The sequence below is a fragment of the Pseudomonas sp. TE3899 genome (genome assembly GCF_056279105.1).
In genome coordinates this window covers 5021464-5048348 of record NZ_JBWBQR010000001.1, presented here as the reverse complement: position 1 = coordinate 5048348, position 26885 = coordinate 5021464, and the positions used below count along the sequence as shown (strand labels likewise).

Genomic DNA, 26885 nt, shown 5'->3' with positions numbered 1-26885 from the left:
TGGTCCACACCTAGATGACTACGAAGTGAGCACACAGTTCTAAAAAGTTTAGAGCGCCGATATCTCCTGGTTTAGAGCGTTCCCTTAGGGGATATATCAGACTTCATCTTTCAATTTAAGCAGCGGCTCCTGAAACCGCAGCAACCGTCCGGCGTTGCCCAATACCAAGAGCGTGCTCAAGTTGTGCAGCAACGCGGCAATCATCGCCCCCGCTGCGCCGAGCCAGCCGAATGCGGCGAAGGCGACGATTGCCAGGGTCCAGCCCAATCCGATGATCACGTTGACCTGCAACGTCTGCCGGCACTGGCGACTCAAACGCACGCAAGTGCCGAGCCGGCGCAGGTCGCTGCCGATCAGCACGATGTCCGCCGAGGCCAGTGCAATGTCCGCCCCGCCGGCACCCATCGCCACGCCGACGACGCCGGCCTTCAGCGCCAGGGAGTCGTTGATGCCGTCGCCGACCACCATCGGCCGGAAGCCATTGCCGATTTCCGTCATCACCCGATTGAGTTTGTCTTCGGGCAAGGCCTGGGCTTCGACGTCGCTGATGCCGACGTCGCGGGCCAGGGTATGCGCGACGCTTTGGCGATCCCCGGTGAGCAGCAATTGCCGTCCCAAACCCAGCTCGCGCAATTCATTCAAGGCAAAGCGTGCTTCCGGTTTGATCGTGTCTGCCAGTAGCAGCCACGCGAGGAATTCACCGTTCAGCGCCAACCCGGCAATCGGCCCGTCGTGATCGGGCACGACCGAAGTGGCGATGCCCAATTGTGCGAACAACTCCGGACGCCCGAGCGCCGCTTCGCCCTGTTCGGTCATCGCCACCACGCCCAACCCCTGGCGCTCGTGAATGTCCGAGAGCAGCAGGAAATGCTCCTGCGTCACCAGACTGGCCAACGCGCGACTGACCGGGTGACTGCTCGCCGAGCCAAGACTGGCCGCGAGTTTGAGTACGTGGCTGCGATCTTCCAATGGACTGTCGATGGATTGCAGGCGCAAGGTGCCGAAGGTCAGCGTCCCGGTTTTATCCACCACCAGTGACGTCAGGTCCGCCAGCTCTTCGAGGAACGCCGAGCTGCGAATCAGGATCCCGTGCCGCGCCGCCACCGCCACCCCGGCAATCGCCGTGGCCGGTGCCGACAACACCAGCGCGCAGGGGCAAGCGGCGACCAACACCGCGAGCATCGCCTGGGCATCGTTGGTGACGAACCAAGTCACCGCCGCCAGCAACAACACCAACACCATGTAGCTGCCGGCGTAACGCTCCAGCAAACGGGTGATCGGCGGCTTGGAACGTTCGGCGCTTTGCATCAGCGCGATGACTTTGCCGAGGGTCGATTCGTTGCCGGTGCGGGTCACTTCAATGCGCAGCAAACCATCGAGGTTGATCGCGCCACCGAACACGGTCATGCCGACCACCGCCTCCAACGGCACCGACTCGCCGGTAATCGATGCGGTGTCGAGGCTCGCCTGACCGGACAACACACGGCCATCCGCCGGCACGCGATCGCCGGCGCGCACTTCGACAATGTCGCCGGCCTTGAGCGTGCCGTTATCGACTTCGACAATGGCCCCGTCGGCCTGCACTTTGCGCGCGTGACTGCGGGTCAGTTTGCCGAGGGCATGAATCGCTTCCTGGGAACCGATCACGCTGCGCTCTTCCAGCACGTGGCCGAAGATCATGATGATCGGCAGCAACGCGGCGGTGAGCAAATCACCGGTGGCCCAGGCGCCGAGCATCGCCAGGGCAATCAACTGATCGGTGATCCCATGCAGGCTCGGGTAACGCAAGCTGTACCAGGCCGAGCGCATCACCGGCACGGCCACCAGGATCGAGGCAAAACCCAACAGCAATTGGCTGACGCCGGTTTGCTCCGGCGAGACCCAACGCCAGATCAGCCCCAACGCGAGCAAGCCCAGGGCAAGCATGGCCAGGGTCAGTTGGCGCGCGGCGCTGCGTTGCTCGGCCGAGGACAACATGCTCGGTGCGGCGGCGGTTTGGGCGGTCATTGTGCAGCTCCCTGAATGATCAGGCGGGAATCGTCTTTCGGATCGACCGTGGTCACCGAGCCGGCCTGACCGAGAATCTTCGGCATCCGCTCACGGTAAATGCGCAGGAGCATTTGCGGGTCGGTGCCCTGCTGTTGCGCCTGAGCCAGACTCAATACCGTGGCGGTATCGGCCGATGCTTTAGCCAGTCGTTCACTGGCCTGGGCATGGGCAACCTGCAGGGTGCGATCGGCTTGTTCGTTGGCGGTCTGGGTGAGTTTCTCGGCGTCGGTGCGAGCGTTGGCCACGGCTTTGTCGGCCTGCTGACTGGCAGTGAGTACGGCGTTGAACGCATTCACCGCCGGGCCGGGCAGACTCGATTGCACATCGACCCGGGCGACTTCAATACCAATCCCCTGCCCCGTCGCAGTCAGTTCGGCGAGGCGTTGATTGATGCTTTGCACCAAGTCACCGCGCAGGCGTTCGCGGCGTTCGGCGGCTTTGTTGTCGGTGCCGATCAGTTCGGGGCGCGCCACCAGGATGGTGTCCAAGTCGCGAGCGGCAGTGAGCGCCACCGCGCTGCGCGTGACCAAGCGATCCAGCGCCGGCAGCACATGTTCGCCTTGCAGCACGAACGCGTACGGCTCGGTGACTTTGTAAAACACCCGCACATCCAGCTGCACCACACCGGCATCACCGGTCAGCAGATAACCGGAGCCGGCGAGTGCATCGCTCAGCGGCGTGGCAAACGTCGCCACCCGATCCGCCTGCAAAGCGACATCACTGCGCAGCAGGTTTTCCACTCGACGCTCAATCACCCGATCCGCTGCCGGCAACAAAATCACCTGCTCAAACGGACGCGGCCACGCCAACAACAGACCGGCATTCTGAATGCGATCCAGCGCACCAAAGTGCAACACCACGGCGCGATTCTGCGGATCAATCTGCCGCACATTGGAGAATGCCCACGCCAAAGCCGCCAGCACCGTCACCGCGTAAAGCGCCAAAAACGCCAGACGCCCGGCCTGAATCCAGGGGCTGCTTAACTCATTTGTTCCACGTGGAACCAAATTCATGGCTGCGACCCGGACTTGTTATCAAGGCTTGGCGGGCCGTCCACCAACACCCGGAATGGGGCGGCGTCGGTGCGCAAAATCAGTTTGGTGCCCGGTGAAACAATCGTGCCCAAGGTGTCGAGGGAGCGCAGCAAGTTGTAGAGCTGCGGCGATCCGGCGTAAGCGCGGCCATAAATCTGTGCAGCTTCGACCCGGGATTGCGCCTCGATGTCGGCGGCTTTCACCGTGGCATCGGCCTGCACAATGCGCGCGTCCCGTTCGGCGGCAGAACGGATTTGCGCCGCTTCGCGTTTGCCGATGGCCGTGCGTTCGGTGGCGATTGTTTCACGCTCGGCGCGCATGCGATCGACGGTGGCGGTCAGCGTAACGGAGGGCAGCGTCAGGCGTTCGATGCCGACTTGCAGCACGCGCACGCCATAGGTGGTGAGCAACTGCTGATCAATCTGCTGACGCAACTGCGCTTCAAAATCGGCGATGTGCACTTGGTTGGCATCGGTGTTCACCAGGTTGGCCAGGTCAAAACTGCTGGCGGTGGTTTCCAGCGCGGAACCAACAAACGTGCGAATCTGCCGCGCCGCTTCATCCGGCTGGTTCTGCACCGCGCGCATAAAGCGCTGCACATTGTCCGGGTCACCCTGCACCTGCCACGCCACGTACGCCTGCACGATGATGCGCAAACCGTCCCGCGTACCGACATCCTGCAAACCGCTGGACGTCGTGCGCAGGCGCAAATCCACCGGAATCGCCGCTTCAAACGGCGCCGGCCAACGCCAGCCCAATCCCGGTTCCAGCAACACCCGCGACGGATTGCCGAAACGGGTGATCACCGTGGCCTCCCCCGAACGCACTTGCACCAGGCTCGCCGCCGCAATGGCGAACGCTACCAGCAACGCCGCCCAGCCCATGCGTCGCCAAGGGAACGGCCCGGCTTCCTGGGGATCGCCGTGGTGATGGTGATGATGACCGTGGTGATGCCCGCCATGGCTGTGATCGTGGCCAGTGTGGTCATCGTGATCGTGAGTATTCGACTGGCTCAATGGGTGGCTCCTGGCTGAGCGGTGTTACGCGGCGACGCAGGGTCAGCCGGCAGCGTGAACGTACGCAGGTCAATGGTCGGCGCGTTGCTGCTGCCGCCCAGGCGATGATCGAGCACCAGCAACTTGGCATTGGCCAGGCCCTGGGTCAGCTGACTGAAATATTGTTCCAGCACAAAGGCCTGGCCGGCGCTGGCGTAGGCTTTGCGTTCGGCACTGAAGCGCAGGTCGGACGCCTGGGCCGTCGCGTTGATTTCCCGGGCGCTGGCGGTGGCTTGATCGCGGGCGATGCTGGCTTGCATCTGCGCCTGGTTGCTGGCTTGCGCTGCCGAACCGCGCTCACGCGAGATCAACGCTTGCGCACCGATCTGCGCCGCTTGCACCGCGTGATAGGCATTGGCGGCGCCGGCCGGCGGGTGAATCGCCTCGACCACGGTGGCGAGAATTTCCACGCCGCTGTCGAGTTTTTTCAGGTCAGCCTGCACGGCGCGACCGATCTCTTCGCCCAGCCCTACCCGGTCTGCACCGAGCAAACCGTCGAGGGTGCGCGAGGCGAAGTCGTGCACCAGAATCCGGCTGGCGGTGCTGCGAATCAGCGTCGGTACATCCGCGCTGTTGTAGGTCGCGGCCAACGCGTCCTTGTCGTTCAAGCCGATGCGATACACGAAACGCACGTCCATGTTGACGATCTGGAAGCTCTGTTTGTCGGCGCGGCTGCTGGCAATGACCTGGGATTTATCGTTCACATGACTGGCATCCCACAAGCGATTGGCAATCGCCGGCGCCGGGCCTTCTGCCGGTTCGAGCACCACAGGCGTGGTGGCTTCACCGCTGGTGGCCAACTCATGGACCACACCGTTCTCGACGCTCAGCACCCGGCCCAACGGCCACGGCAAACCGGCGTGCAAACCGGGACCGAACACCTCAACCGGTTTGCCGAAACGCTCGTAGATCCCGCGCCCTTGCAGCGGTATTTCATGAATCCCGGTCAGCGCCCAACCAACCATCGCCACCACCGCCAGCACCGGCAAGAAGGCCCGGCGCATATAGGTGAAGGCCCAGATTTGTCGCAGATCGATGCCGAAGCGGTTATGCAATTCGTGCTGCAAGGCCAGCAACGGTTGTGGCGGCCAACGCAGCATGTCCGCGACAAAGCTGCGCGCCAGCAATGACGGTTCAAGTTGTTCCCGTTGCGGACTGAACAGCGACAGCACCGCGCGCAGCAATAATTCGATCGCCACCAACCCCGGCAGCAAACCGATCAGCACCGCCAGGCGTACCGGCCAGACTGAGGTTTCATTGCCGAACAGCAGGCACAGCGCGCTCACTACCAAGCCAATAATCGCGACGCGCGTGAGCTGCGCCAACGCCCCGGCTTCGGGCCATTCGGCGCTGTTTTCCTGAGCCAGTTGACGTTCCAGCACCAGCAGACCGAACGCCAGCAGCAGCGACAGCACCGCGCCGACACTGGCGGACAAGCCCAGCGCTGCGGGGGTCAGCGCCAGGTTCCAGACCTGGCCGATGCTGTACAGCGTCAGCACGCTCCAACCGGCCAGCCACAACGTCGGCGCACCGATCTGCCCCAGCAGATGCACCCAGCGCTGGCCGATCCGGTCCAGCAAGCGTTCGTACCAACCTGCCGGCGCGACCACTTCTTCTTCTACAACCACCGGCACCGACACCACCGGATTCATCGCGCGAGCTCGCCATTGCGTCACCCACCACGCCGATTGCAAACCGGCGACCAGCACCAGCAACCCGCCGCTCTGGTTGACCAACAGCGCGCCCCACAGTGATTGCGGCGCAAACAGCGCGACAAAAAACGCCAGTACCAGCCCAGCCGCCGCCAAAGCGCTCAAACCGATGGCGTACTGACGCAAACTTCGCCCGTGGAACAACGCCTGCTGAAAGCGCGGCAGCCCGGCTACTTGAGTTCCATCGACATCAAGATCAACTTGCATACCACCCCAGTGTTTATCGTTGCTGACGTCAAAGCCCGTCACATCTCGTTACCTTATAACGAAAGGCGTGAAATTTCCGTTCTAAATCGCTCTATCTAAAGGTGCACAACCTGTCGCTTGGCTGAAGCCTTGACCGAAATACCGTTGAGCGCACATATTACGTTCGTAATTTTTAGCAACAGCTACGACCGATCCGGTCCCTTCACTCCAGGAGTAACAGCATGAGCACCTATGACATCGTGATTCTGGGCGGAGGCCCGGGTGGTTATAACGCGGCGATCCGTGCCGGCCAACTCGGTTTGAAAGCCGCGTGCGTCGAAGGCCGTGCCACCCTCGGCGGCACCTGCCTGAACGTCGGCTGCATGCCGTCCAAAGCGCTGTTGCACGCCTCCGAACTGTATGACGCGGCCATGGGCGCGGAGTTTGCCAACCTGGGGATCGAGGTCAAACCGACCCTTAATCTCGCGCAAATGATGAAGCAGAAGGATGAAAGCGTTGCCGGGCTGACCAAGGGCATCGAGTTTCTGTTTCGCAAGAACAAAGTCGACTGGATCAAAGGCTGGGGCCATATCGACGGGCCGGGCAAGGTCACTGTCACCGACAGCCAGGGCAACAAGACCGAGCTGAGCGCCAAGGACATCATCATCGCCACCGGCTCCGAGCCCACTCCCCTGCCCGGTGTCGACATCGACAACCAACGCATCCTCGACTCCACCGGCGCGCTGTCCCTGGCTGAAGTACCGAAGCACCTGGTGGTGATCGGTGCCGGGGTGATCGGCCTGGAGCTGGGTTCGGTCTGGCGGCGCCTGGGCGCGCAGGTGACGGTGGTCGAGTTTCTCGACCGGATCTGCCCCGGTGTCGACGGCGAGGCCGGCAAAACCCTGCAGCGCTCGCTGACCAAGCAAGGCATCAGCTTTAAGTTGAGTTCGAAAGTCACCAGCGCCACCACCTCGGCCAACGGCGTGCAGCTCAGCGTCGAACCCGCCGCCGGGGGCACCGCCGAGTTGCTCGAAGCGGATTACGTGCTGGTGGCCATCGGGCGTCGGCCTTACACCCAAGGCCTGGGGCTGGAGAACGTCGGCCTCGCCACCGACAAACGCGGCATGCTCGCCAACAAAGGGCACCGCACCGAAGCCGCTGGCATCTGGGTGATCGGCGACGTCACGTCCGGGCCGATGCTCGCGCACAAGGCCGAAGACGAAGCCATGGCCTGCGTCGAGCAGATTGTCGGCAAGGCCGGCGAGGTCAATTACGACCTGATCCCCAACGTGATCTACACCAAACCGGAACTGGCCAGCGTCGGCAAGACCGAGGAACAGCTCAAGGCTGAAGGTCGTGCCTATAAGGTGGGCAAGTTCCCGTTCACCGCCAACAGCCGGGCGAAGATCAATCACGAGACCGAAGGCTTCGCCAAAGTGCTGGCCGATGAGCGCACCGACGAAATCCTCGGCGTGCACCTGGTGGGTCCGAGCGTCAGTGAAATGATCGGTGAATATTGCGTGGCCATGGAGTTCAGCGCGTCCGCCGAGGACATTGCCCTGACCTGCCACCCACACCCGACCCGCTCAGAGGCGTTGCGCCAGGCGGCGATGAATGTGGAGGGGATGGCGACGCAGATGTAATTTTTCGCAGATGATCGTTCCCACGCTCCGTGTGGGAATGCCTCAAGGGACGCTCCGCGTCCAGTGACGCGGAGCGTCACGGGCTGCATTCCCACGCAGAGCGTGGGAACGATCCTAGGTGACCGGCAAATGCTCCAGAGGCAACGCCCCTGGCGTCTTCACCGTGTGAATCGCAAAGTTGCTGCGGATATCACTCACCCCCGGCAACTTCAGCAACCGCCCGGTAAGAAACCGGTCATAGGCGCGCAGGTCCGGCACCACCACTTGCAGCAGGAAATCCGATTCCCCGGACACCAGGAACGCCGAAATCACCTCCGGCAGCGCCGTCACCGCCTCGCGGAACGCGTCAGCCTGTTCATCGTTGTGCCGTTCGACCTTGACCCCGACAAACACCGTCAGCCCCAGCCCCACTTCGTCGCGATCGAGGTTGGCTTGATAGCCGCGAATCACCCCCGCCTCTTCGAGCATCCGCACCCGGCGCAAGCACGGTGACGCCGACAATCCGATCTCATCTGCCAATTGCACATTGCTCAGGCGCCCGTCCCGTTGCAGGGCGGCGAGGATTTTGCGGTCGTAGGCGTCCAGTTTCATGGTTTGGCAGATCCCGATAGTCAGCGCGTCATTGCGTGGCAGGTTATGCCAATCCACGAGACTTTAGTAGCCAACTACGCAAGCACCTGCCCCGCCCTCCCGCCCTAGACTGGCCCTACCAAATCGACAACGAATGGGGTGCGACATGGCGGGACTCTGGCTGTTTTTCATGGCGCTGGCGGTGGTCTATCTACTGCCCGGCCCGGACATGATCCTGCTGCTGCAAACCGGTGCCCGCCAAGGCAAAAGCGCAGCGCTGGCCACGGCGATTGGTTTGGGCATCGCCCGGGCTTGTCATGTGGCGTTGGCGGCGCTGGGGCTGGCGGCGTTGTTCAAGGCTGCGCCCTGGACCTTCGACGTGGTGCGCCTGGCCGGGGCCGCGTACCTGTTGTGGATCGGTATTCAATGCCTGCGCAGCACGATGCTGCCGAACCTGAACGGCGCCGACGCAACGGTGGAAAAACCGCGCTGGCGCGAGTCGATCCAGCGCGGATTACTGACCAACCTGCTCAACCCCAAGGCGTTGCTGTTCTGCTCGGTATTGCTGCCGCAGTTCATCAACCCCCAGGCCGGCCCGGTACTCGCCCAGTTCGCCACGCTAGGCGTGCTGCTGGTCGGCGTTGGCTTGCTGTTCGACAGCGCCTACGCCTTGGTCGGCGCGGCGCTGGGCCGTTGGCTGCAACGCAGTCCATCGGCCCAACGGGTCCAGCAATGGCTGTTCGGCAGCCTGTTGATCGGGTTCGCGGTGAGGCTGACCTTTGTTCAACAGGCGTGAGCCTTACTGCGCTTTGCGGCGACGGCGGTTGATCAGCAACAAGGCCGCCGCCACCACGACCACCACACCGCCAAACTGCACTGGCTTCTTGTACGGCCGCAGTGCTGAACGCACGGAATCCGTGGCCTGGGTCACGTAGCGTTTGCTGGCATTCTGGAAGTCCGGGGAGCGGCACTGATGGCCGAAGTCCCCGGCCCAGTACACGTAAGGGCCTTCGTCGACGTAGCGTTGATAGATCGCGCTCTGCTCCTCAAGACTGGAGTTCCAGCTATACGCCGTGCACAGCACAGCCGCAAAGGCCTGACTGGTGTGCGGCAAGTTGTCGGCGGCGCGACTGGCCAGGGCCGTGGCGACGAATCGGTAGTGAAAGCGCACGTCTGGCTGAGCCGCGCTGGCCTGTTGGCGCTGGACCTCACCCTCGGACACCAGCGGCCCGACTTTCAGCTCGGCAGTCTCCAGGCTGAAGTTGCCACCGAACAAACTGGCGTAATCCGGTGACATCTCATAGCCGAGGATCTCCATCCCCCACTGTCGAGCCATGCTACCGGCGTTGAACAACGCGGCGGCGCGAGTGGTGGGCCACCAGGCCGCATCGGCCTCCTGACGTTGCTCTGCGTAGGCCTTGGCCTTGTTCTGCAATTCGACGTTGTCGAAGTACCCCGGCGCTTCGTCGTAACGCTCCTCGCGCAACAACCGCCGCCCGAGCAAATCGCGCAGGCTCGCGGCCACCGGCAACGGCGCATAGTTGTCCCGTTGCTCCTGGGTCTGCGGCGGTACGGCCGGCACGTTGGTGTCGACGTAATGCTTGAGCTCATCCACGGTCAGCACCCGCTCGGCCACGGTGGCCGCGTCGAGCCAATAGACGCCATTGCTGCGATAGAGCTGATCGAAGGCTTGCAGGTAATCCCCGCGCTGCAAGGCGAGGATCGCGCTTTCGCCCTCGACCCGGCATTTGGGCTGGACGACGACGTCGTTGTAATCCCATTCCGGGAGACGCGCCTCGCCCCAGGCTTCATTCTGCGGGAACGCCTGGGCCGCTTTCGCATAGGCGGCGGTGGCGGCGGTTTTATCGCCCTCGCGCAGGGCCAGTTTGGCCCGCACCCACCAGGCCAGGCCGCCGTCGCCCGCGTGTTCGACGAAGGCCTTGGCGCTGGCGTAGTCGCCCTGTTGATAATTCAGGGCGGCCAGGCGATCCGCATTGTCGAGGCTGCCGCGCGTGCTGCCTTGCAGCAGTTGGATGAGTTTTTTCTCGCCCGGCGGTTGCCCGTCAAATGACCAGCCGACGCGACTGAGCAAGGATGCAGTGACCAATTGCTGCACGGTCTTGCCTTTGAGCAACGCGGTCAACTCATCGTCAGGCAGCGCCGTGAGTTCGCCCATCAACTGCTTGAGCGAGGCGTAACCCACCGCCGAACCGTGGATGTGTTGCGTGGCATAGAGTTCGATCGCGCGGTTCCAGTCACCCGCCGTGCGCACCACGCGCGCTTCTTCGCCGAGGCTGGCGACGCCCAGTTCCAGCGGATCGCTGAAGCCATCGATGCTCAGTTGACGGGTCTGCTCGAAGGCTTTTTGCGCCTGGGCTAACAGATCTGGCTCGGCGTCTGCTTCGGCGCTCATTTCATACAACGCCCGGCCCAGCGAATACGCGGCCCAGGTGCTGCGCAACGGCCGTTGCTCCACCGGCAGGGCCAACACCTTCTGGAAATATTCGGCAGCGAGCTGATACTCCCCGGCGTTGAACGCCACGGCACCCGCCAGGTACAGCCGCAGATCCACCGGCAGGCTCGCGCCCTGAACCTCCACCTGATGCGCATCGGTCAGCGTGCGCGTTTGCTTGACCAGCGCTTGTTGTTCCGCGCTCAAACCGGCCTGCTCGGCCTGGTCCCGTTGCTCGGTGTAGGACGGCGTCTCGCCATAGCCGTTGTCCGGGCTGTTGGTGGCCGCCGTGACATTCTTCAGCCCGGCGATGGCATGCCCGAGGCGACTGATCTCGAATTTGAAGTTACCTTCCGGCAACTGCGCCAGTGACCCGGCGCGGTCTTCCAGCAGGCGCATCGGGAAATCCGGCCCGCAGGCCAGCGCCGAACCCAGCGGTAAACCGAGGCTCAGGCAGAGCAGATGGCGGGGCCAGTTACGGGTGAACATTCGAACCTCCTTGATCAATGTGGGTGCAGCGAGCCCAACCGATGGCGCGTTGGCCGCCGGCGGCAATTCGACCGTCGCGCAGGCGGGTGAAGGTAAGCAGATCCGGGCTTTGTTGCAACGCATAACCGGCCAGGGCATCGGCGCCGTCACAGCCGTGCACCGCCAGCGTCAGGCGTTCGGGCCAGGCGTTGTCGAGATTGCCCTGGTTGCTGACGGCGATGTCATAGAGGCCGCCTTGTTCGGAAAGTTGCAGGTTCAGGCGACTGTCGAGGGCATCACCGCGAGCGACGGCGCCGAGGGTGGTCAGGCTCCAGGCCCGGCGATCACCGGCCAACGGCAGGCGAAACCAGATCAGCCCGGCAAGGTGCGGCGGCGGATCGTTGCGCAGGTCCAGGGCCAGCGTGCTTAGTTGCAGTGGATCGGCCAACAGTTCCCGGCGCTCACCACCGCGTTCGATGGGCACTTCGCTTTCCACCACCGGTGCGCCGTCGGCCCCCGGCAACAACGCCACGCCATAGGCCGGCAGGGCCAGATAGAAGGGTTTCTGCGTCACGCGACCCCAGGCCTTGGCCCATTGCCGGGCCTGATCCACGTCGAACAAGCCCCGGCGCGGATCACTGACCGCATGCACCTGCAAGACGCTGCTATCGACGGTCGCCAACAAGTCGGGCAAATCAGGGCTGTCGAGCCAGGCCGGTAACGCGGTGATGCTCAGCGGCAGAGACGCCGGCAGTGCCGCTTTTAGTTGCGTGAGGAATGACCGATAAACCGGCAATCGAGCGTTGCCGGCATCGTGATCGATTTCCACGCCAGTCACGGTCAAGCCCTGGGTTTGCCAGTCGTCGAGCACTTGCCGGACTTGGGCAATGATCTCGTCCTGATCCAGCGCCTTGAGCTGGCCGTCCAGGCGAATCACCGCAATCAGCGGCCGCGCATCCTGTTTGAGCAACGCCGAATCAATCCGCGCCCGCTTCCAGCCGTCCTGGGGAAAGGCCTGCAACGCCAGCACGCGCAAGGTCGAGAAATCGGCATGGCTGTCCCGCAACGCGGCTTCGTGGGCCGGGGTCCATTGCCGTTGCCAGACATAGAGTTGTTGATCGAGTGGCGGGGCGTGGGGCTGGTCGCAGCCGTTGAGCAAGGTGAAAGCGGCAAACAGACCCAACAGGCGAATAAAGAACGACATCACATCCCTGATCCCTACAAACACAGGCCGACAGGGTAATGCAGTCTAATGCCTGACAGATAACCTGTGGCGAGGGAGCTTGCTCCCGCTGGGCTGCGAAGCGGCCCCCTGCACCCTTCCAGACAAACCGGGTTGTCTGATATTACGACTGCTGCGCAGTCGAGCGGGAGCAAGCTCCCTCGCCACCAAAGCCCCCTGCTCTCAGCAAGCCCCTCTCCACAAAAGCCCGCTCCCACAGGGATGTGCTTAGGGCTTACGCGCGATGATCACCTGACTTTTCGCCACCACCGCATCCAGCGCCTGTTTGATCTGCGCGCCCCGGGGCGAATCGAGGATCGCCTGCCAGGTATCGGCCCAATGATTGAGCAAGGGGTGATCGGGGCTGCTGAAATCGACCTTGGCTTCCCAGAACAACAGCATCCACATCGACCAGTAGAACCCGTACTGGCTGTGGCTCAGGACTTCCAGGCCGGCATCGCTGACCATGGCCTTGAACTGTTCTTCGCTGATGATGCGAATGTGGTTGGGCTTCTGGAAGTACTCCGGCGCGGCGATGTCTTTTTGCAGGTCTTCGGAGCTGGGGTGCGGCACGCTGAGCAGGTACAGCGCCCCCGGTTTGCCGACCCGCACCAACTCGGCAAGGAACTGCGCCGGGTCGTCGACGTGCTCAATGACTTCTGTGGACACCACGCGGGTGGCGGTGCCATCGGCAATCGGCAGCGGATTGCAGTCGGTGACATGGCATTCGACGTCCCGGGCCGGGGTGTCGCCCAGGCGCTGGCGAGTCGCCTCGACCTTGGCCGCGTCGATGTCGGCAATGATGATCTTCGCCCCACGCATGCCGCAGAAATGCACGTTACCGCCATCACCGCAGCCCACGTCGAGCAACGTGTCCTCGGCGGTCACCGGGAAACCGGTGAACAGCTCACCGGTTTGCTGATTGAACCAGCCGCTGAGCATCGCATCGTGCAAGCCGAGCATGTACGGGTCGACCTTGTCCGGCACCGGCGCCACGGGCTGCGTGGGCGCGGGTGTGCCCGCCGTGAGTCTCTTCAAAATGCTCAGCATGAGGTAGCTCCAGGAGATGGGACGGCGTTTCGGGACGTGCCCAGGCGTTGCACCAACGCGGCGCCACGATTGCGCATGGGCATTTCGACGAAGCGGTAATTGAGTTCGCTCAACAGGGCGATCAGCCCGCCGGCGATAAGGATGGTCAGGATCGGATGCCCCGCCGGGCTCGGCAGACCGGCGCCCTGCAATCGGAAGATCACTTCTCGCACCAGTGCATAGGCAGGAATGTGGATCAGGTAAATCCCGTAGGAGCGGCTGCCGATCCACACCATCAGATTTTTCAGCAGACCGCGCGGCATCAGGTAGTCACGGTTGTAGGACGCGACCCAGACCAGCACCGCGCTGAGCACGGCAATCGCACCGATGCGGTAGCTGGTGAAGGTGAAGCGATCGGTGGCAATCACGCTCAACGCCAGCGCTACCAGCACCAGGAATGACACACCCGCCCAAGGCCGGCGCAGGAAGGTCGGTTCCCAGCGCACATAACCTGGCCGGGCGCTCCACATCGCCAAGAGGATGCCCAGGGCCAGTGCGTCGGTGCGCACCACCATCAGCAGCGGTGTGCGCAGGGTAAACAACTGCACCGCGACCAACGCCAGCAAGGCCCAGACCAGGTGCTTGCGACAGATCAGGATCAGCAGCGGGAACAGCAGGTAGAACTGCTCCTCCAGCGACAAACTCCAGTAGACGAAACTGGTGCCGTATTCGTAGCGATAGAAGCTGTCGGCGAAACGGAAGTTGGCAAACTGCGCGACCCCGGCCAGGGTCGCCTGGAGGTTGGCGTGTAACGTGCCGAACGCGCCGGAGCGGTTGATCAACACACAGGCCAGTAGCATCAGTGCCAGCCACAGCCACGCCGACGGCAACAAGCGAAAGGCCCGGCGCAGCCAGAAGTTGCGCGTCTGCTGCCAGTATTCCTGGCGTGTGCTGCAACCCTGCAAGGCGGGGATCAGGCTGCGGGCGATGACGAAACCGGAGATGGCGAAAAACAGATCGACGCCCCACCAGGGTTGTCCCCAGCCATGGATTTTTTCCAGCAGCGGCACCGGGTCGGTGAACAGGCTGCCCGTCAGGTGATGAAACAACACGCCCAGCACCGCAATGCCGCGCAGCAGCTCGATGTCCATGATTCGTTTGCTGCCGTTCATATCTCGGGGGTTTCCTCGGCAGAGACAGCGCGGGTTTCGAACAGGTCGGCAAAGAACACCTTCAGGCGTTGCTCGGCGGTGGCCTGGCTGCAGAAGGTTTTGAGGCTGGCCACCGCGTGGGCGGACATCCGGCCATAGCGCTCGGGATCATCCCGGGCCACGTCATAACTGCTGCGATACGCCGTGCACAACGATGCCCAATGGGTGATGTAGCGCAACGTGCGGAACGCCCGGCGCGGGTCATGGGGCCAGGCGGTCAGTTCGTCGGTGGTGTCGATGATGAACGCGTTGTCGGCATCCAGGTAATCGAGCATCGCCGTGGTGCGTGGCGCCACCGCCGGTTTGCCGCAGGACATGAATTCCATCAGCGGCAAGCACTGCCCTTCGCCGTACGCGGTGTTGACCACGTAACTCGTGGCCTCGACCAGGCGCTCGTAATCCACATCCGCCAGATAACCGTAGATCAGCACGATCCGGCAGCGGTAAGACTGGTTCTTGTACAAATGGTGAAGTATGTCGGCCAGGGCTTCTTCGGCATCGTGGTGGGTCAGTTTCAGCACCAGGGTCGCGTCCGGCGCTTCGCGGAACGTCACGCAAAAGGCACTGAGCATGTCTTCCCAGTTCTTGCGCCCGTCGCTGGGGTTGAACACCGAGGTGTAGATCACGCCATCGAGGAGCAACTCATGTTCACTGGCCGGCGCGTCGAAATCGATGCCCTCCCCCGTGCGCAAATGTGCCGGGCCAAAGGCTTGCAGATCGAGTTGGCGACTGTCCGCCACCAAGCCCTTGATCTTCAACGTCACCTGATTGGCCAGCGGTTGACGCTGCAACTGCGCGCCACGGGCGGCAAACCGGTCCCACACCGGGGCGGGCACGGCGACGATCGGATAATCCGCGCCCATGGCCTCGCGCACGGCGTTGACCGTGTAGCTGGAATGGGTGATCGCCGCACCGCACGCCCGCAATACGCTGCGCCAATCATTGCGCGGCTCGCCGTCGAACGGTTCGTTGGGAATGGTGCTGAATTCCCACGCGAACACCGGCAGGGTCGGGCAGGACAGGTTGACCGGCGTGCGATGGGGCGGCGAGAACGACAGGAACACGCACGGTTCGCCCCGGGACAGGCAGTCGAGGTACAGGGCATCGACTTCGGTCTGGGGATCGCTGACTTCCACCACCCGACCCAAGCGTTCCAGCACCGGCCGGTATTCCTTGAGCACGAAGTAATAGCTGTACTCGGAACGGCCGAGGTTGAGGGCGATGGTGTGCTGGTTGGTTTCCGAATGAATGATGATCAGCATGAGGCGTTATCCGTCACGGTCGCAGGCGCCGGAGCCTGGGTGGCCAGGCCGAAGAAGTCCGCCAGGCGCTGCTGCACCGGGGTGAACGCGCAGTAAGCGTGCATGCGCTCGATGGCGGCCCGGGACATTTGCTGGTAGTCCTGGGGTTGTTCCTTGGCCATCCGGTAGCTGTTTTCGTAGGCGGTTTTCAGTGAACCCCAGTCCGGTCGATAACGCAGGGTGCGGTAGATGATGCGTGTGTCCTGGGGCCAGATCGTCAGTTCTTCGCTGGACTTGACCACAAACGCCACGTCCTCATCGATGTAGTCTTCCATCGCGGTGTGGTCCGGGGCGATCACCGGTTTGCCGCAGGCCATGAACTCCATCAGCGGCAGGCACAGGCCTTCGCAGCGTGAAGCATTGACGTAGAAACTCGCGGCTTCGTAGAGCCGGGCGTACTGCGGATCGTCCAGATAACCGTGCATCACCACCACCCGACAGCTGAACGGCGACAACTGCGCGAGCAGCGTCATCAGCTCGTCGTAGTAGGACGACAGGTCGCTCTGGGTAATCTTCAGCACCAGGGTGGCGTCGTCCTTATCGCGCAAGGCCCAGCAGAACGCGGTGATCAATTGGTGCCAATTCTTGCGACCGTCCTTGGGGTTGAACACCGTGGCGTAGACCACGCCATCGACTTGGGTTTCGACCAGGGCGGTGGTGTCTGGCCAGGTCCGTGGTACGGGTTCGGGCAACACAATCGGCAACGGGCCGGCGATGTTTGGCAGGGCGTTGGCCAGCCGGTCATGGGCCGCGTCCGATAACAGATCGCGGATCCCTTCCCAATACCACTGCTTGAGAAAATGCGTGCGATGCACCGGCACCGGTTGCCCTTTGCCCAGGTCCAGTGCCCACAGACGCAAGAAGTGACGGGCAATGACGAAGCGGCGCTTGAGCGTCAGCGGCGGTGGCCGCAGGGCCTCCAGCGCCGCCAACTCTTCAGCCGTGGGTGGCGCTGGAATCAATGCATCGGCATTGAGCCCGAGGGTACGCGTGTCGAAGAGGCAGCCCTTGATGTCCAGGGTCGAACCCGGATTGACCGGGGCGCTGGTATGACGGCTACGAATGTCGGCGAAGTTTTCCCACAACGGCGTCGGCAAGACCAGCACCGGGAAGTCTTCGCCCATGGCCCGGCGAATGGCCCGGGCCGTGTGACTGGAGAGCGTGATCACCCGCCCCTGGCGCGCCAGCATGTGCGTCCAGTCCTGGCGTGGGTCGTTGTCCCATTGCTCGTCGGGTATCGAATCGAACTCCCAGGCCACCACGCAAATCGTCGGGCATTCCAGGTCATTGGGGGTTTTCTGCGGCGGCGTGAAGGACAGGAACAGGCTGTCTTCGCCAGCGGCGAGCAATTGTCGATAGAGGGGATCGACCTCGGCGACGGAGGACACCACATGCACCCGCCCAAGGCTTTCGAGCACAGGGCGATAAGCCTTGAGCACGAAGTAATAGCTGTATTCGGGACGCCCGAGACTCTGGCTGATGGAGCTGTCGTTGACGTCCGAGTAAAGAATGAAATTCATGGCATCCCACGATGAAACCGCCAACCCGACGGCCCCACTCTATGACGGCCAAGCCAGGATCGAGTCGGTACTTACCGGTCGTCGTCCTTCGTCTTCTTGCCCGTCTACGTTCTTGTTTTAATGGTCAGCTTCACGAGGGCGGGAACGACTTTCATACCCCACCGCACGAACGCTGAATAATCGTGACGAGGGGCATTCTAAACACATCCGTTGAGGATTCGTGAACCGCCCGGCGAGAATAAATCGAGCTACGCTAACGAGAACTGACCAGTCACGGTTGGACCTGTTGAAATTGCCGAGCAATTGGCACAGATTGGCAACCAAATAACTACAACAAAGCATTTCGCCTGTCTTTCGACCAAGGAATTTACCCGGTCCGTCAGACATCTCCGTAAAGCCTGTGGGGAATGGACGAAGTGTATGACCAGGGGATCGCTGTTTGAAAAAGCGTCTGTTCGTGACGGGTCTGAGTGGATTCGTAGGACAACACATCCAATCGCGTCTGAGTGCTGTCGCCTCGGAATGGGAACTGCTGCCTACCCCGTCACGCTATGACCTGGGCAACCCGCAAACCCTCGAAGGCCTGTGGCCCGAGATGCCCGACGCGGTCATTCATCTGGCCGGCCAGACCTTCGTTCCCGAAGCCTTCCGGGATCCGGCGCGCACCCTGAACATCAATGTGCTCGGCACCCTGAACCTGCTGCAAGCCCTCAAGGCGCGCGGTTTCAGCGGCACCTTCCTGTACGTCAGCTCCGGCGACGTCTACGGCCAGGTCAGCGAAGCCCAGTTACCGATCACCGAACTCCAGCCCCCCTGCCCGCGCAACCCCTACGCGGTGAGCAAACTGTCGGCCGAATTTCTCAGCCTGCAATGGGGTTTGAGCGAAGGCTGGCCGGTTTTGGTGGCGCGTCCGTTCAACCACATCGGCACCGGGCAGAAGGACAGCTTCGTCATCGCCAGCGCCGCGCGGCAAATCAACCGGATCAAACAAGGCCTGCAAGCGCCACAACTGGAAGTCGGCGACATTGATGTCACCCGCGACTTCCTCGACGTCGGCGATGTGATCTCGGCCTATCTCGCCCTGCTGGAAAAAGGCACGCCGGGCCAGGTCTACAACATTTGCTCGGGGCGCGAGCAAAGCATCCGCAGCCTGATCGAACAGCTGGGGGATCTGGCCCAGGTCGACCTGCAATTGATTCAGGACCCTGCGCGCATGCGTCGCGCAGATCAGCGTCGCGTTTGCGGCAGCCATGCCAGGCTGGCCCAGGCCACCGGATGGACGCCTGAAATCACAACACAACAATCCCTGCGGGCGATCCTGTCCGACTGGGAGAAGCGAGTGAAAGAAGAATGACAAAAAGTGCACTGATCACAGGGATCACCGGCCAGGACGGCGCGTACCTCGCCAAACTGTTGCTCGACAAGGGCTACAAGGTCCACGGTCTGGTCGCCCGGCGCAGCAGCGATTCGCGCTGGCGCCTGCGCGAGATGGGGGTCGAGGGCGACATCGTTTACCTGGACGGCGACATGGCCGATGCCTGCTCGGTGCAGCGCGCGGTGATCAAGTCGGCGCCGGACGAGGTCTACAACCTGGCGGCGCAAAGTTTTGTCGCTGCGTCCTGGGACCAACCGGTGACCACCGGCATCGTCGACGGTTTGGGCGTGACTCACCTGCTCGAAGCGATCCGCCAATTCAGTCCGCACACGCGCTTCTATCAAGCCTCCACCAGCGAAATGTTCGGCCTGATCCAGGCCGAGCAGCAGGACGAAAACACCCCGTTCTACCCGCGCAGCCCTTACGGCGTGGCCAAGCTCTACGGCCACTGGATCACCGTGAACTACCGCGAAAGCTTCAACCTGCACGCCAGCAGCGGGATCCTGTTCAACCACGAATCGCCGCTGCGTGGCATCGAGTTCGTGACCCGCAAGGTCACCGACGCCGCCGCGCGCATCAAGCAAGGCAAACAGCACGAATTGCGCCTGGGCAACATCGACACCAAGCGCGACTGGGGCTTTGCCGGCGACTACGTCGAAGCCATGTGGCTGATGCTGCAACAGGACAAGGCCGACGACTACGTGGTCGCCACCGGCGTGACCACCACCGTGCGTGAAATGTGCCGCATCGCCTTCGAGCACATTGGCCTGAACTACCGCGACTACGTGAAGATTGACCCGGCGTTTTTCCGCCCGGCCGAAGTCGACGTGCTGCTCGGCAACCCGGCCAAAGCCCAGCGTGTACTGGGCTGGAAGCCAAAAACCGATCTGGATACCTTGATCCGCGCGATGATGGACGCGGACATGAAACGCGTCGCCAAGGAGTAGGCCATGCTGATTCCTGTGATCCTCTCCGGCGGTGCCGGGACCCGTTTGTGGCCGGTGTCCCGCGAAGGCCATCCGAAGCCGTTCATGACCCTGCCCGACGGCCAGTCGCTGCTGGGCAAGACGTATCGGCGCGCGGCGGGCCTGCTCGATGGTTGGGGCGACATCGTCACGGTGACCAACCGCGAGTACTACTTCCAGAGCAAGGATCACTATCAGGACGCGCAACTGGCGCGTCATCGCGGGCACTTCCTGCTGGAGCCGACGGGCCGCAACACCGCCCCGGCCATCGCGGCGGCGGCGCTGTCGCTGCAAGCACTGCACGGGGACGAGGCGATCATGGTGGTGATGCCGGCCGACCACCTGATCATCAATGTCAACGCGTTGCAGAGTGCGGTCGAGCATGCGGTGACGCTGGCCAAGAGCGGTCACCTGGTGACCTTCGGCGTGGTGCCGACGGCGCCGGAAACCGGCTTCGGCTACATCGAAACCGGCGCCCCGCTGGACGACAAAGGCGCGGCCAAGGTCCAGCGTTTCGTCGAAAAACCTGACCTGCAAACCGCGACGCATTACCTGGAAAGCGGCAACTTCCTGTGGAACTCGGGGATGTTCTGCTTCTCGGTGGCCACGTTGCTGGCCGAGTTGCAGGTCCACGCCCCCGAATTGCTCGAACAGACCCGCGCCTGCATGGCCGTCAGCGCCCCGGTGGAAACCGGCGGTTGCTTGCAACAGGAATTGTCGCCGACGCTGTTTGCCGAGATCACCGACATCTCCATCGACTACGCCTTGATGGAACGCTCGGACAACGTCGTCGTGGTGCCCGCCGGTTTCGACTGGAGCGACATCGGTTCCTGGAGTGCACTGGCCGCGCTGATACCGCCGGATGCGCAGAACAATCGCGCCAGCGGCGACGCGGTGTTTGTCGACAGCCACAACAACTTCGTCCAGAGCGAAGGCCGGCTGGTGGCCGCCGTGGGTGTGGATAACCTGATCATCGTCGACACCGCCGACGCCGTGCTGGTGGCCCATGCCGACCGCGCCCAGGATGTGCGCCGGGTGGCCAAGCAGCTCAAGGACAAAAAGCACGAAGCCTATCGCCTGCACCGCACGGTCAGCCGGCCGTGGGGCACCTACACCGTGCTCGAAGAAGGTACGCGCTTCAAGATCAAGCGCATCGTGGTCAAGCCCGGCGGCAAGTTGTCGCTGCAAATGCACCATCACCGCAACGAACACTGGGTGGTGGTCGAAGGCATGGCCAAGGTCACCAACAACGGCACCGGCACCCACTTGGTGGCCAAGAACGAATCCACTTTCATTGCCGCCGGCCACAAGCATCGCCTGGAGAACCCGGGGGTGATCGACCTGGTGATCATTGAAGTGCAAAGCGGCGAATACCTGGGAGAGGACGACATCGTCCGCTTCGAAGACCAATACGGCAGGACGGTTTAAATGCTGCTTTCCCTGTACCGCTCGCTGTGGGGTTATCGAGGTTTCATCCTCGGCAGCGTCCAGCGAGAGTTTCAAGCGCGTTATCGCAATTCGCTGTTCGGTGCCCTGTGGCCCGTGCTCAACCCGCTGTCGATGATCATCGTCTACACCGTGGTGTTTTCCCACATCATGCGCGCGCGCCTGCCGGGGGTGGATGACGGCATGGCCTACAGCGTTTATCTGTGTGCCGGCCTGCTGGCTTGGGGACTGTTTACCGAAATCACCCTGCGCAGCCAGAACATGTTTCTGGAAAACGCCAACCTGCTGAAGAAAATCAGCTTCCCTCGGATCTGCCTGCCGGTGATTGTGTTGATCAATGCCGGCATCAACTTCGCGATCATCATGGGCCTGTTCCTCGGTTTCCTGCTTATCACCGGGCGCTGGCCGGGCATGGCGATGCTGGCGCTGTTACCGTTGATGGCGTTGCAAATGATGTTCTGCGCCGGGCTGGGGATGGTGCTTGGCGTGTTGAATGTGTTCTTCCGCGATGTCGGGCAACTGTTCGGTATCTGCCTGCAATTCTGGTTCTGGCTGACGCCCATCGTGTACCCGATGAGCATCCTGCCGGACTGGGTCCAACGCCTGCTGCAACTCAACCCCCTGACCAACCTGATCGCCAGCTACCAGAACATGTTCCTGTACGGGCAATGGCCGGTCTGGAGTTCGCTGCTGCCGATTTTCGTCACCGGCGTGGTGTTCTGTCTGATCGGGCTGCGGCTGTTTCGCCAGCGGGTCGGCGAAATGGTGGATGAACTCTGATGGGGCATATTCGCGTCACGGGCCTGGGCAAGGCCTACAAGCAATACCCGAACCGCTGGAGCCGACTGGCCGAGTGGCTGATCCCGTTTTCCCGGCTGCGCCACCAGCAGCATTGGGTGCTGCAAGACGTCGAGTTCGAGATTGCCCCCGGTGAAGCGGTGGGCATCGTCGGGGCCAACGGTGCGGGCAAAAGTACCTTGCTGAAGATGATCACCGGCACCACCCAACCCACCTGCGGCAAGATCGAAACCGAAGGTCGCGTGGCGGCGCTGCTGGAACTGGGCATGGGTTTTCACCCGGACTTTACCGGCCGCCAGAACGCGTTCATGGCCGGGCAATTGCTGGGCATGCAGGTCGCCGAGATTGAAGCGCTGATGCCCGAGATCGAGCATTTCGCCGAAATCGGCGAGGCCATCGACCACCCGGTCCGCACCTATTCCAGCGGCATGCAAATGCGCCTGGCCTTCAGTGTCGCCACCGCGCGGCGCCCGGACATCCTGATCGTCGACGAAGCGCTGTCCGTGGGCGATGCCTATTTCCAGCACAAGAGCTTCGAGCGCATCCGCAGCTTCCGCAAGGCCGGCACCACGTTGCTGATCGTGTCCCACGACCGCTCGGCGATCCAGTCGATCTGCGATTCGGCGATCCTGCTCAAGGACGGCCGCATGGCCATGTACGGTAAACCCGAAGCGGTCCTGGACTATTACAACGCCCTGATGGCCGAACGCGAAGGCCAGGTCGTGCGCCAGGAAATGCTCGCCGGCGGCGAAGTGCAGACCGTGTCCGGCACCGGCGAAGCCGGGATCCTCAGCGTGCGCCTGCTGGACGAAAACGATCGCTCCATCGACGCCGCCGAAGTCGGGCAAGCCGTGGTGCTGGAAGTGCAGGTTGAAGTCCGCCAGGACATCGAGCGCCTGGTCCTGGGCTTCATCCTCAAGGATCGCCTGGGCCAGATGATGTATGGCATCAACACCCATCGCCAGGACAAGGCGCTGACCGACCTGCACGCCGGCGAACGCTTCACCTACCGCTTTGCCTTCGTCATGGGCCTGGGCAAGGGCAACTATTCGGTGTCCCTGAGCCTGTCGCGGCTGGACTCGCACCTGGACCGCAACTACGAATGGCGCGATTACGGGCTGGTGTTCCACGTGATCAACAACCGGCATGAAGACTTCGTCGGCTGCTCGTGGCTGGCGGCGAAAACCACCATTGCCCGCACCGGCTCGACTGTCACGGAACGTTTGCCATGACCCGTCTATTGGTTGAATGCACCCACGTCTTCCAGCACCCCAAGGTCAACTCGGGCATTCAGCGGGTGGTGCGCAACGTCGTCAATCAACTGCCGCCCAGCGTGGACGGTGTCGAGTGCATTCCTGTGGTGATGCTCAAGGGCAAGCTCTATCGGGTGCTGAAACTGGGCGCCTTGAACATCCCGTTTTTCGATGGGCTGATGATGTTTGCCGGACGCCTGGAACGCCTGGCCCATCGTTTCTGGCAACTGCACCAGCGCCTCGATCAGCGTTGCACCTCACGATTCGCCCGACGCCTGCTGTACGTGGCTTATCGTCTGACGGCGCTGGCCTGTTTCAGCGTGCCGTTGCGGCTGGTCGACCGGGTCAACCAATATCAACTGCCCAAGCGTTGCGCGCCGTTACAGCATCAGCCCGGTGACCAACTGGTGTTGCTCGATTCCTCCTGGCACACCGATTTCTTTCCGTTTGCCGAACAGCTCAAACGCGACGGCGTGGGCATCGTGTCGGTGATCTACGACTTGATCCCGCTGACGCACCCGCAGTTCTACGACACACGGCTGGTGGAGGTTTTCAGCGAGTGGTTCGACTGGATCAGCAAGACCGCCGACGGCTATGTGGCGATCTCCGCCACGGTGCGTGATCAAGTGCGCGCGGAATTGCAGCGCCGGGTCGGCCCAGCGAAAGTCGACGCTCTGTGGTTCGACTATTTCCACCTCGGCTCCGAACTCGACCTGCGCGAAGCCAATGCCGCCGTCGAGCCGCGCCTGATGCGCATGTTCGACACCCCGGAGCCGGTGTTCCTGATGGTCAGCACCATCGAACCGCGCAAGAACCACGACTACCTGCTGGACGCCTTTGAACTCGCCTGGGCGGCGGGCTCCAAAGCCCGGTTTTGCATTGCCGGGCGCATCGGCTGGAAGTGCGACGCCCTGCTCGCCCGGGTACGCAACCATCCGCAGTTGAACAAACGGTTGTTCATGTTCAACGACCTGAGCGACACCAGCCTCGAATACGCCTATTCCCACGCCCGTTCGCTGGTCTTTGCGTCCTGGGTCGAAGGCTTCGGCCTGCCCCTGGTGGAAGCCATGCAGCGCGGTTTGCCGGCCATGGGCAGCGACATTCCGGTGTTCCGTGAAATCGGTGGCGAGTTCATGGCCTACTTCGACCTGGCCGCGCCGCAAAGCCTGGCCGATCTGGTCGTCCGTTTCGAAAGCAGCAGCCAATTCCCGGCCGCCCGCGCCGTCGCCGACTGGCGCTGGATTGGCTGGCGTGAAGCCAGTGCGCAACTGGTCGAACGGACCCTGCGCAATCTTGAAGCAATACCGGCCGAGCCAGAGAGGCAACATGCAAATTGCCCTTAACGCCCGGATCCTCCAGGCCCCGCGCACCGGCATCGGCCATTATGTCGCCGAACTGGTGGGCGCCCTCGCCGCCGAACCCGACGTCGAGCTGGCGCTGTTCCACGGCTGGGGCTGGAGTTCGACGCTGCCCGACGCGACCATGCCCGGCTACTCGCGCCTGACGCCGTTGCTGCGGCAAATTCCCGGGGCTTACCAGGCGCGACGCTGGCTGGCGCAGAAACGCTTCGATCAAGGCCGGCCGCCGTCGATTGACCTCTTTCACGAACCCAGTCTGTGGCCGCTGTCGTTCGACGGCCCGACGATCATGACCCTGCATGACCTGACGCACCTGCATTACCCCGAGACGCAGCCGCCGGCACGCCTGCGCGAAATCGAGCGGCGACTGGCTGAAGGGGTGCAACAGGCGCGGCTGATCCTGACTGACTCGCAGTTCATTGCCGACGAAGCCCAGGATTATTTCGCCCTGCCGGCCGAGCGTTTTATCGTCGCGCCGCTGGGCGTCGCGGCGCGTTTTCATCCGCGCGACGCCGCCGACATCGACACGGTGCTCAAGGCGCATGGCGTCGAGGCGCGAGAATACTTCCTGTGCGTCGGCACCCTGGAACCGCGTAAAAACCTGACCCTGGCCCTGCGCGCCCATGCCCTGCTGCCGCAAGCGCAGCGCCAGCAATACCCGCTGTTGATCGTCGGCATGGCCGGTTGGCAGCGCGAGCACTTCAACGACGAGCTGCGACAGGCATTGGCCGCCGGTCACGTGTGTTTGCTCGGTTATCTGCCCGACGAGCACGTGGCGCAACTGCTGGCCGGGGCGCGGGCGCTGATTTTCCCGTCGATCTACGAAGGCTTCGGCCTCCCCGTGCTGGAGGCCATGGCCAGCGGCACGCCGGTGATTGTGGTGCGGCATTCGGCCATGCCGGAGGTTGCCGGCGCTGCGGGCAACTATATTGAACCCGACGACCCACAAGGCTTGCGCGATGCCATGAGCCGACTGATCGACGATAAAACGCATTGGCAGGTATGCCGAGAAGCGGGACTGCAACAAGCGAAGCTTTTTTCCTGGGAGCGTTGCGCGAAGATCACAGCCCGCGCCTACCGCCAGGCTTTGGGAGGTTAAATGCGAGTTCTTCATTTTTACAAAACGTCCCTGCCCGACACCGTCGGCGGGATCGAACAAGTGATCTTCCAACTGTGCGAAAGCTGTGCCCAGCAAGGTATAGAGGGACAAGTGCTGTCACTGAGCAGCGACCCGACACCGCCCGTGGTACAAGTCGGACAACATGAGGTCCATCGAGCCAAACTCGATCTTCAGTTCGCGTCCACAGGTTTCTCCCTGAGCGTCTTCAAACAGTTTCGCGAGCTGGCGGCCGAGGCCGACGTGGTCAACTATCACTTCCCCTGGCCGTTCATGGATGTGGTGCACTTTGTCAGCGGGATGCGCAAACCCAGCGTCGTGACTTACCACTCCGACATCATCCGCCAGAAGACATTGCTCAAACTCTACCGGCCCTTGATGAACCGCTTTCTCGCCAGCGCCGACCGCATCGTGGCGGCCTCGCCCAACTACCTGCACACCAGTGATGTGTTGCAGCAGTTCCAGGACAAGACCCGCGTCATTCCCTATGGCTTGAACAAGGCCGGTTATCCACAACCTGACGCCGAACGCATGGCCGGTTGGCGGCAAAAACTTGGGGATAAGTTTTTCCTGTTCGTGGGGGTGATGCGCTACTACAAAGGTTTGCACATCCTGCTCGACGCTATGAAAGACCTGGATTACCCGGTGGTGATCGTCGGTGCCGGCCCGAAGGAATTGGAACTGCATGCCCAGGCCAAGGCCTTGGGGCTGCGCAATATCCATTTCCTCGGGCGCCTGGGCGATGAAGACAAAGTGGCGCTGCTGCAACTGAGCTACGCCATCGTGTTCCCGTCGCACCTGCGCTCCGAGGCGTTCGGCATTTCGCTGCTGGAAGGCGCGATGTACGGCAAACCGATGATCTCCAGCGAGATTGGCACCGGCACCAGCTACATCAACATCCACAACGAAACCGGGCTGGTGGTGCCTCCGAGCAATCCACTGGCGTTCCGCGAGGCGATGCGAACCTTGTGGGACAACCCGGTGCGCGCGGCGCAGATGGGGATGAAGGCGGAGGCGCGGTATCGGCAGTTGTTTACCGCCGAAGACATGGGGCGTAAGTGGACGGCGCTGTATCAGGAGCTGCTGGAAGAGAAATCCCTGTCCTACGCCTGACCCCGTCA

The 26885-nt window shown here is 62.6% G+C and carries 21 protein-coding genes; 10 read left to right on the top strand and 11 right to left on the bottom strand.

Annotated elements, in window-relative coordinates; genetic code table 11:
* Nucleotides 1–96 precede the first annotated feature (96 nt).
* The 4 genes from ACZ89E_RS22880 to hflK (ACZ89E_RS22865) are packed head-to-tail and all read right to left on the bottom strand — an operon-like array spanning nt 97 to nt 6057.
* Nucleotides 97–2007 carry a heavy metal translocating P-type ATPase gene (locus ACZ89E_RS22880; RefSeq protein ID WP_476256509.1) on the bottom strand — a complete coding sequence of 637 codons (1911 nt, stop codon included), beginning with the start codon at nt 2005–2007 and terminating at the stop codon, nt 97–99.
* Nucleotides 2004–3062, bottom strand: coding sequence for a protease modulator HflK (gene hflK / locus ACZ89E_RS22875; protein WP_463258933.1), 1059 nt, complete (start codon nt 3060–3062; stop codon nt 2004–2006). Before hflK (ACZ89E_RS22875) ends, ACZ89E_RS22880 begins: the two co-directional genes overlap by 4 nt.
* Nucleotides 3059–4099, bottom strand: coding sequence for a protease modulator HflC (gene hflC, locus ACZ89E_RS22870; protein ID WP_476256508.1), 1041 nt, complete (start codon nt 4097–4099; stop codon nt 3059–3061). Before hflC ends, hflK (ACZ89E_RS22875) begins: the two co-directional genes overlap by 4 nt.
* On the bottom strand, nt 4096–6057 hold the full coding sequence (gene hflK / locus ACZ89E_RS22865; RefSeq protein ID WP_476256507.1) for a protease modulator HflK: 1962 nt from the start codon (nt 6055–6057) through the stop codon (nt 4096–4098). Before hflK (ACZ89E_RS22865) ends, hflC begins: the two co-directional genes overlap by 4 nt.
* A gap of 221 nt (nt 6058–6278) precedes the next feature.
* Here hflK (ACZ89E_RS22865) and lpdA point away from each other — a divergent pair, with 221 nt between their 5' ends.
* Complete coding sequence (gene lpdA / locus ACZ89E_RS22860; protein ID WP_476256506.1) at nt 6279–7679, top strand: dihydrolipoyl dehydrogenase; 1401 nt, start codon at nt 6279–6281, stop codon at nt 7677–7679.
* Nucleotides 7680–7793: 114 nt separating this feature from the next.
* Here the strand turns inward: lpdA and ACZ89E_RS22855 are convergent, their stop codons facing one another.
* Nucleotides 7794–8270: an Lrp/AsnC family transcriptional regulator gene (locus ACZ89E_RS22855; protein ID WP_149659376.1), complete on the bottom strand. Its 477-nt coding sequence runs from the start codon at nt 8268–8270 to the stop codon at nt 7794–7796.
* Between the two features lie 145 nt (nt 8271–8415).
* On the opposite strand from ACZ89E_RS22855, the gene ACZ89E_RS22850 reads away from it, so the two are divergent.
* Nucleotides 8416–9045 (top strand): LysE family translocator, encoded by a 630-nt coding sequence (locus tag ACZ89E_RS22850; RefSeq protein ID WP_463258937.1) that lies wholly within the window; start codon nt 8416–8418, stop codon nt 9043–9045.
* A 3-nt stretch (nt 9046–9048) separates the two neighbouring features.
* Here ACZ89E_RS22850 and ACZ89E_RS22845 read toward each other — a convergent pair whose 3' ends face one another.
* From ACZ89E_RS22845 to ACZ89E_RS22820, 6 genes are all read right to left on the bottom strand, one after another.
* Nucleotides 9049–11190 (bottom strand): hypothetical protein, encoded by a 2142-nt coding sequence (locus ACZ89E_RS22845; protein WP_476256505.1) that lies wholly within the window; start codon nt 11188–11190, stop codon nt 9049–9051.
* Complete coding sequence (locus ACZ89E_RS22840) at nt 11177–12373, bottom strand: DUF3142 domain-containing protein (RefSeq protein WP_476256504.1); 1197 nt, start codon at nt 12371–12373, stop codon at nt 11177–11179. The genes ACZ89E_RS22845 and ACZ89E_RS22840 overlap by 14 nt, the downstream gene beginning before the upstream one ends.
* A gap of 246 nt (nt 12374–12619) precedes the next feature.
* The gene (locus ACZ89E_RS22835; protein ID WP_476256503.1) at nt 12620–13441 is read right to left on the bottom strand and encodes a class I SAM-dependent methyltransferase; all 822 of its coding nucleotides are present in this window, start codon (nt 13439–13441) and stop codon (nt 12620–12622) included.
* On the bottom strand, nt 13435–14592 hold the full coding sequence (locus ACZ89E_RS22830; protein ID WP_149659371.1) for an acyltransferase family protein: 1158 nt from the start codon (nt 14590–14592) through the stop codon (nt 13435–13437). Before ACZ89E_RS22830 ends, ACZ89E_RS22835 begins: the two co-directional genes overlap by 7 nt.
* Nucleotides 14589–15893, bottom strand: a complete 1305-nt coding sequence (locus ACZ89E_RS22825) for a glycosyltransferase (protein WP_476256502.1) — start codon at nt 15891–15893, stop codon at nt 14589–14591. The genes ACZ89E_RS22830 and ACZ89E_RS22825 overlap by 4 nt, the downstream gene beginning before the upstream one ends.
* A complete protein-coding gene (locus ACZ89E_RS22820) occupies nt 15887–17452 on the bottom strand; it encodes a glycosyltransferase (RefSeq protein WP_463258942.1) in 1566 nt (521 codons plus the stop codon). The genes ACZ89E_RS22825 and ACZ89E_RS22820 overlap by 7 nt, the downstream gene beginning before the upstream one ends.
* Before the next feature lie 439 nt (nt 17453–17891).
* Between ACZ89E_RS22820 and ACZ89E_RS22815 the strand changes: the two genes are divergently transcribed.
* From ACZ89E_RS22815 to ACZ89E_RS22780, 8 genes are read left to right on the top strand one after another with little or no spacing between them, the layout of a single operon-like run.
* Nucleotides 17892–18806: a GDP-mannose 4,6-dehydratase gene (locus ACZ89E_RS22815; RefSeq protein ID WP_476256501.1), complete on the top strand. Its 915-nt coding sequence runs from the start codon at nt 17892–17894 to the stop codon at nt 18804–18806.
* Nucleotides 18803–19774 carry a GDP-mannose 4,6-dehydratase gene (gene gmd / locus ACZ89E_RS22810; protein WP_149659367.1) on the top strand — a complete coding sequence of 324 codons (972 nt, stop codon included), beginning with the start codon at nt 18803–18805 and terminating at the stop codon, nt 19772–19774. The genes ACZ89E_RS22815 and gmd overlap by 4 nt, the downstream gene beginning before the upstream one ends.
* Nucleotides 19775–19777: 3 nt before the next feature.
* Nucleotides 19778–21220, top strand: coding sequence for a mannose-1-phosphate guanylyltransferase/mannose-6-phosphate isomerase (locus ACZ89E_RS22805; RefSeq protein WP_476256500.1), 1443 nt, complete (start codon nt 19778–19780; stop codon nt 21218–21220).
* Complete coding sequence (locus ACZ89E_RS22800; protein WP_476256499.1) at nt 21221–22018, top strand: ABC transporter permease; 798 nt, start codon at nt 21221–21223, stop codon at nt 22016–22018. It begins immediately after the preceding gene.
* Complete coding sequence (locus ACZ89E_RS22795; protein ID WP_149659364.1) at nt 22018–23268, top strand: ABC transporter ATP-binding protein; 1251 nt, start codon at nt 22018–22020, stop codon at nt 23266–23268. Before ACZ89E_RS22800 ends, ACZ89E_RS22795 begins: the two co-directional genes overlap by 1 nt.
* Nucleotides 23265–24632 carry a glycosyltransferase family 4 protein gene (locus ACZ89E_RS22790; RefSeq protein WP_476256498.1) on the top strand — a complete coding sequence of 456 codons (1368 nt, stop codon included), beginning with the start codon at nt 23265–23267 and terminating at the stop codon, nt 24630–24632. Before ACZ89E_RS22795 ends, ACZ89E_RS22790 begins: the two co-directional genes overlap by 4 nt.
* On the top strand, nt 24616–25746 hold the full coding sequence (locus ACZ89E_RS22785) for a glycosyltransferase family 4 protein (RefSeq protein WP_476256497.1): 1131 nt from the start codon (nt 24616–24618) through the stop codon (nt 25744–25746). The genes ACZ89E_RS22790 and ACZ89E_RS22785 overlap by 17 nt, the downstream gene beginning before the upstream one ends.
* Nucleotides 25747–26877, top strand: a complete 1131-nt coding sequence (locus ACZ89E_RS22780; protein ID WP_149659361.1) for a glycosyltransferase family 4 protein — start codon at nt 25747–25749, stop codon at nt 26875–26877.
* Nucleotides 26878–26885 lie beyond the last annotated feature (8 nt).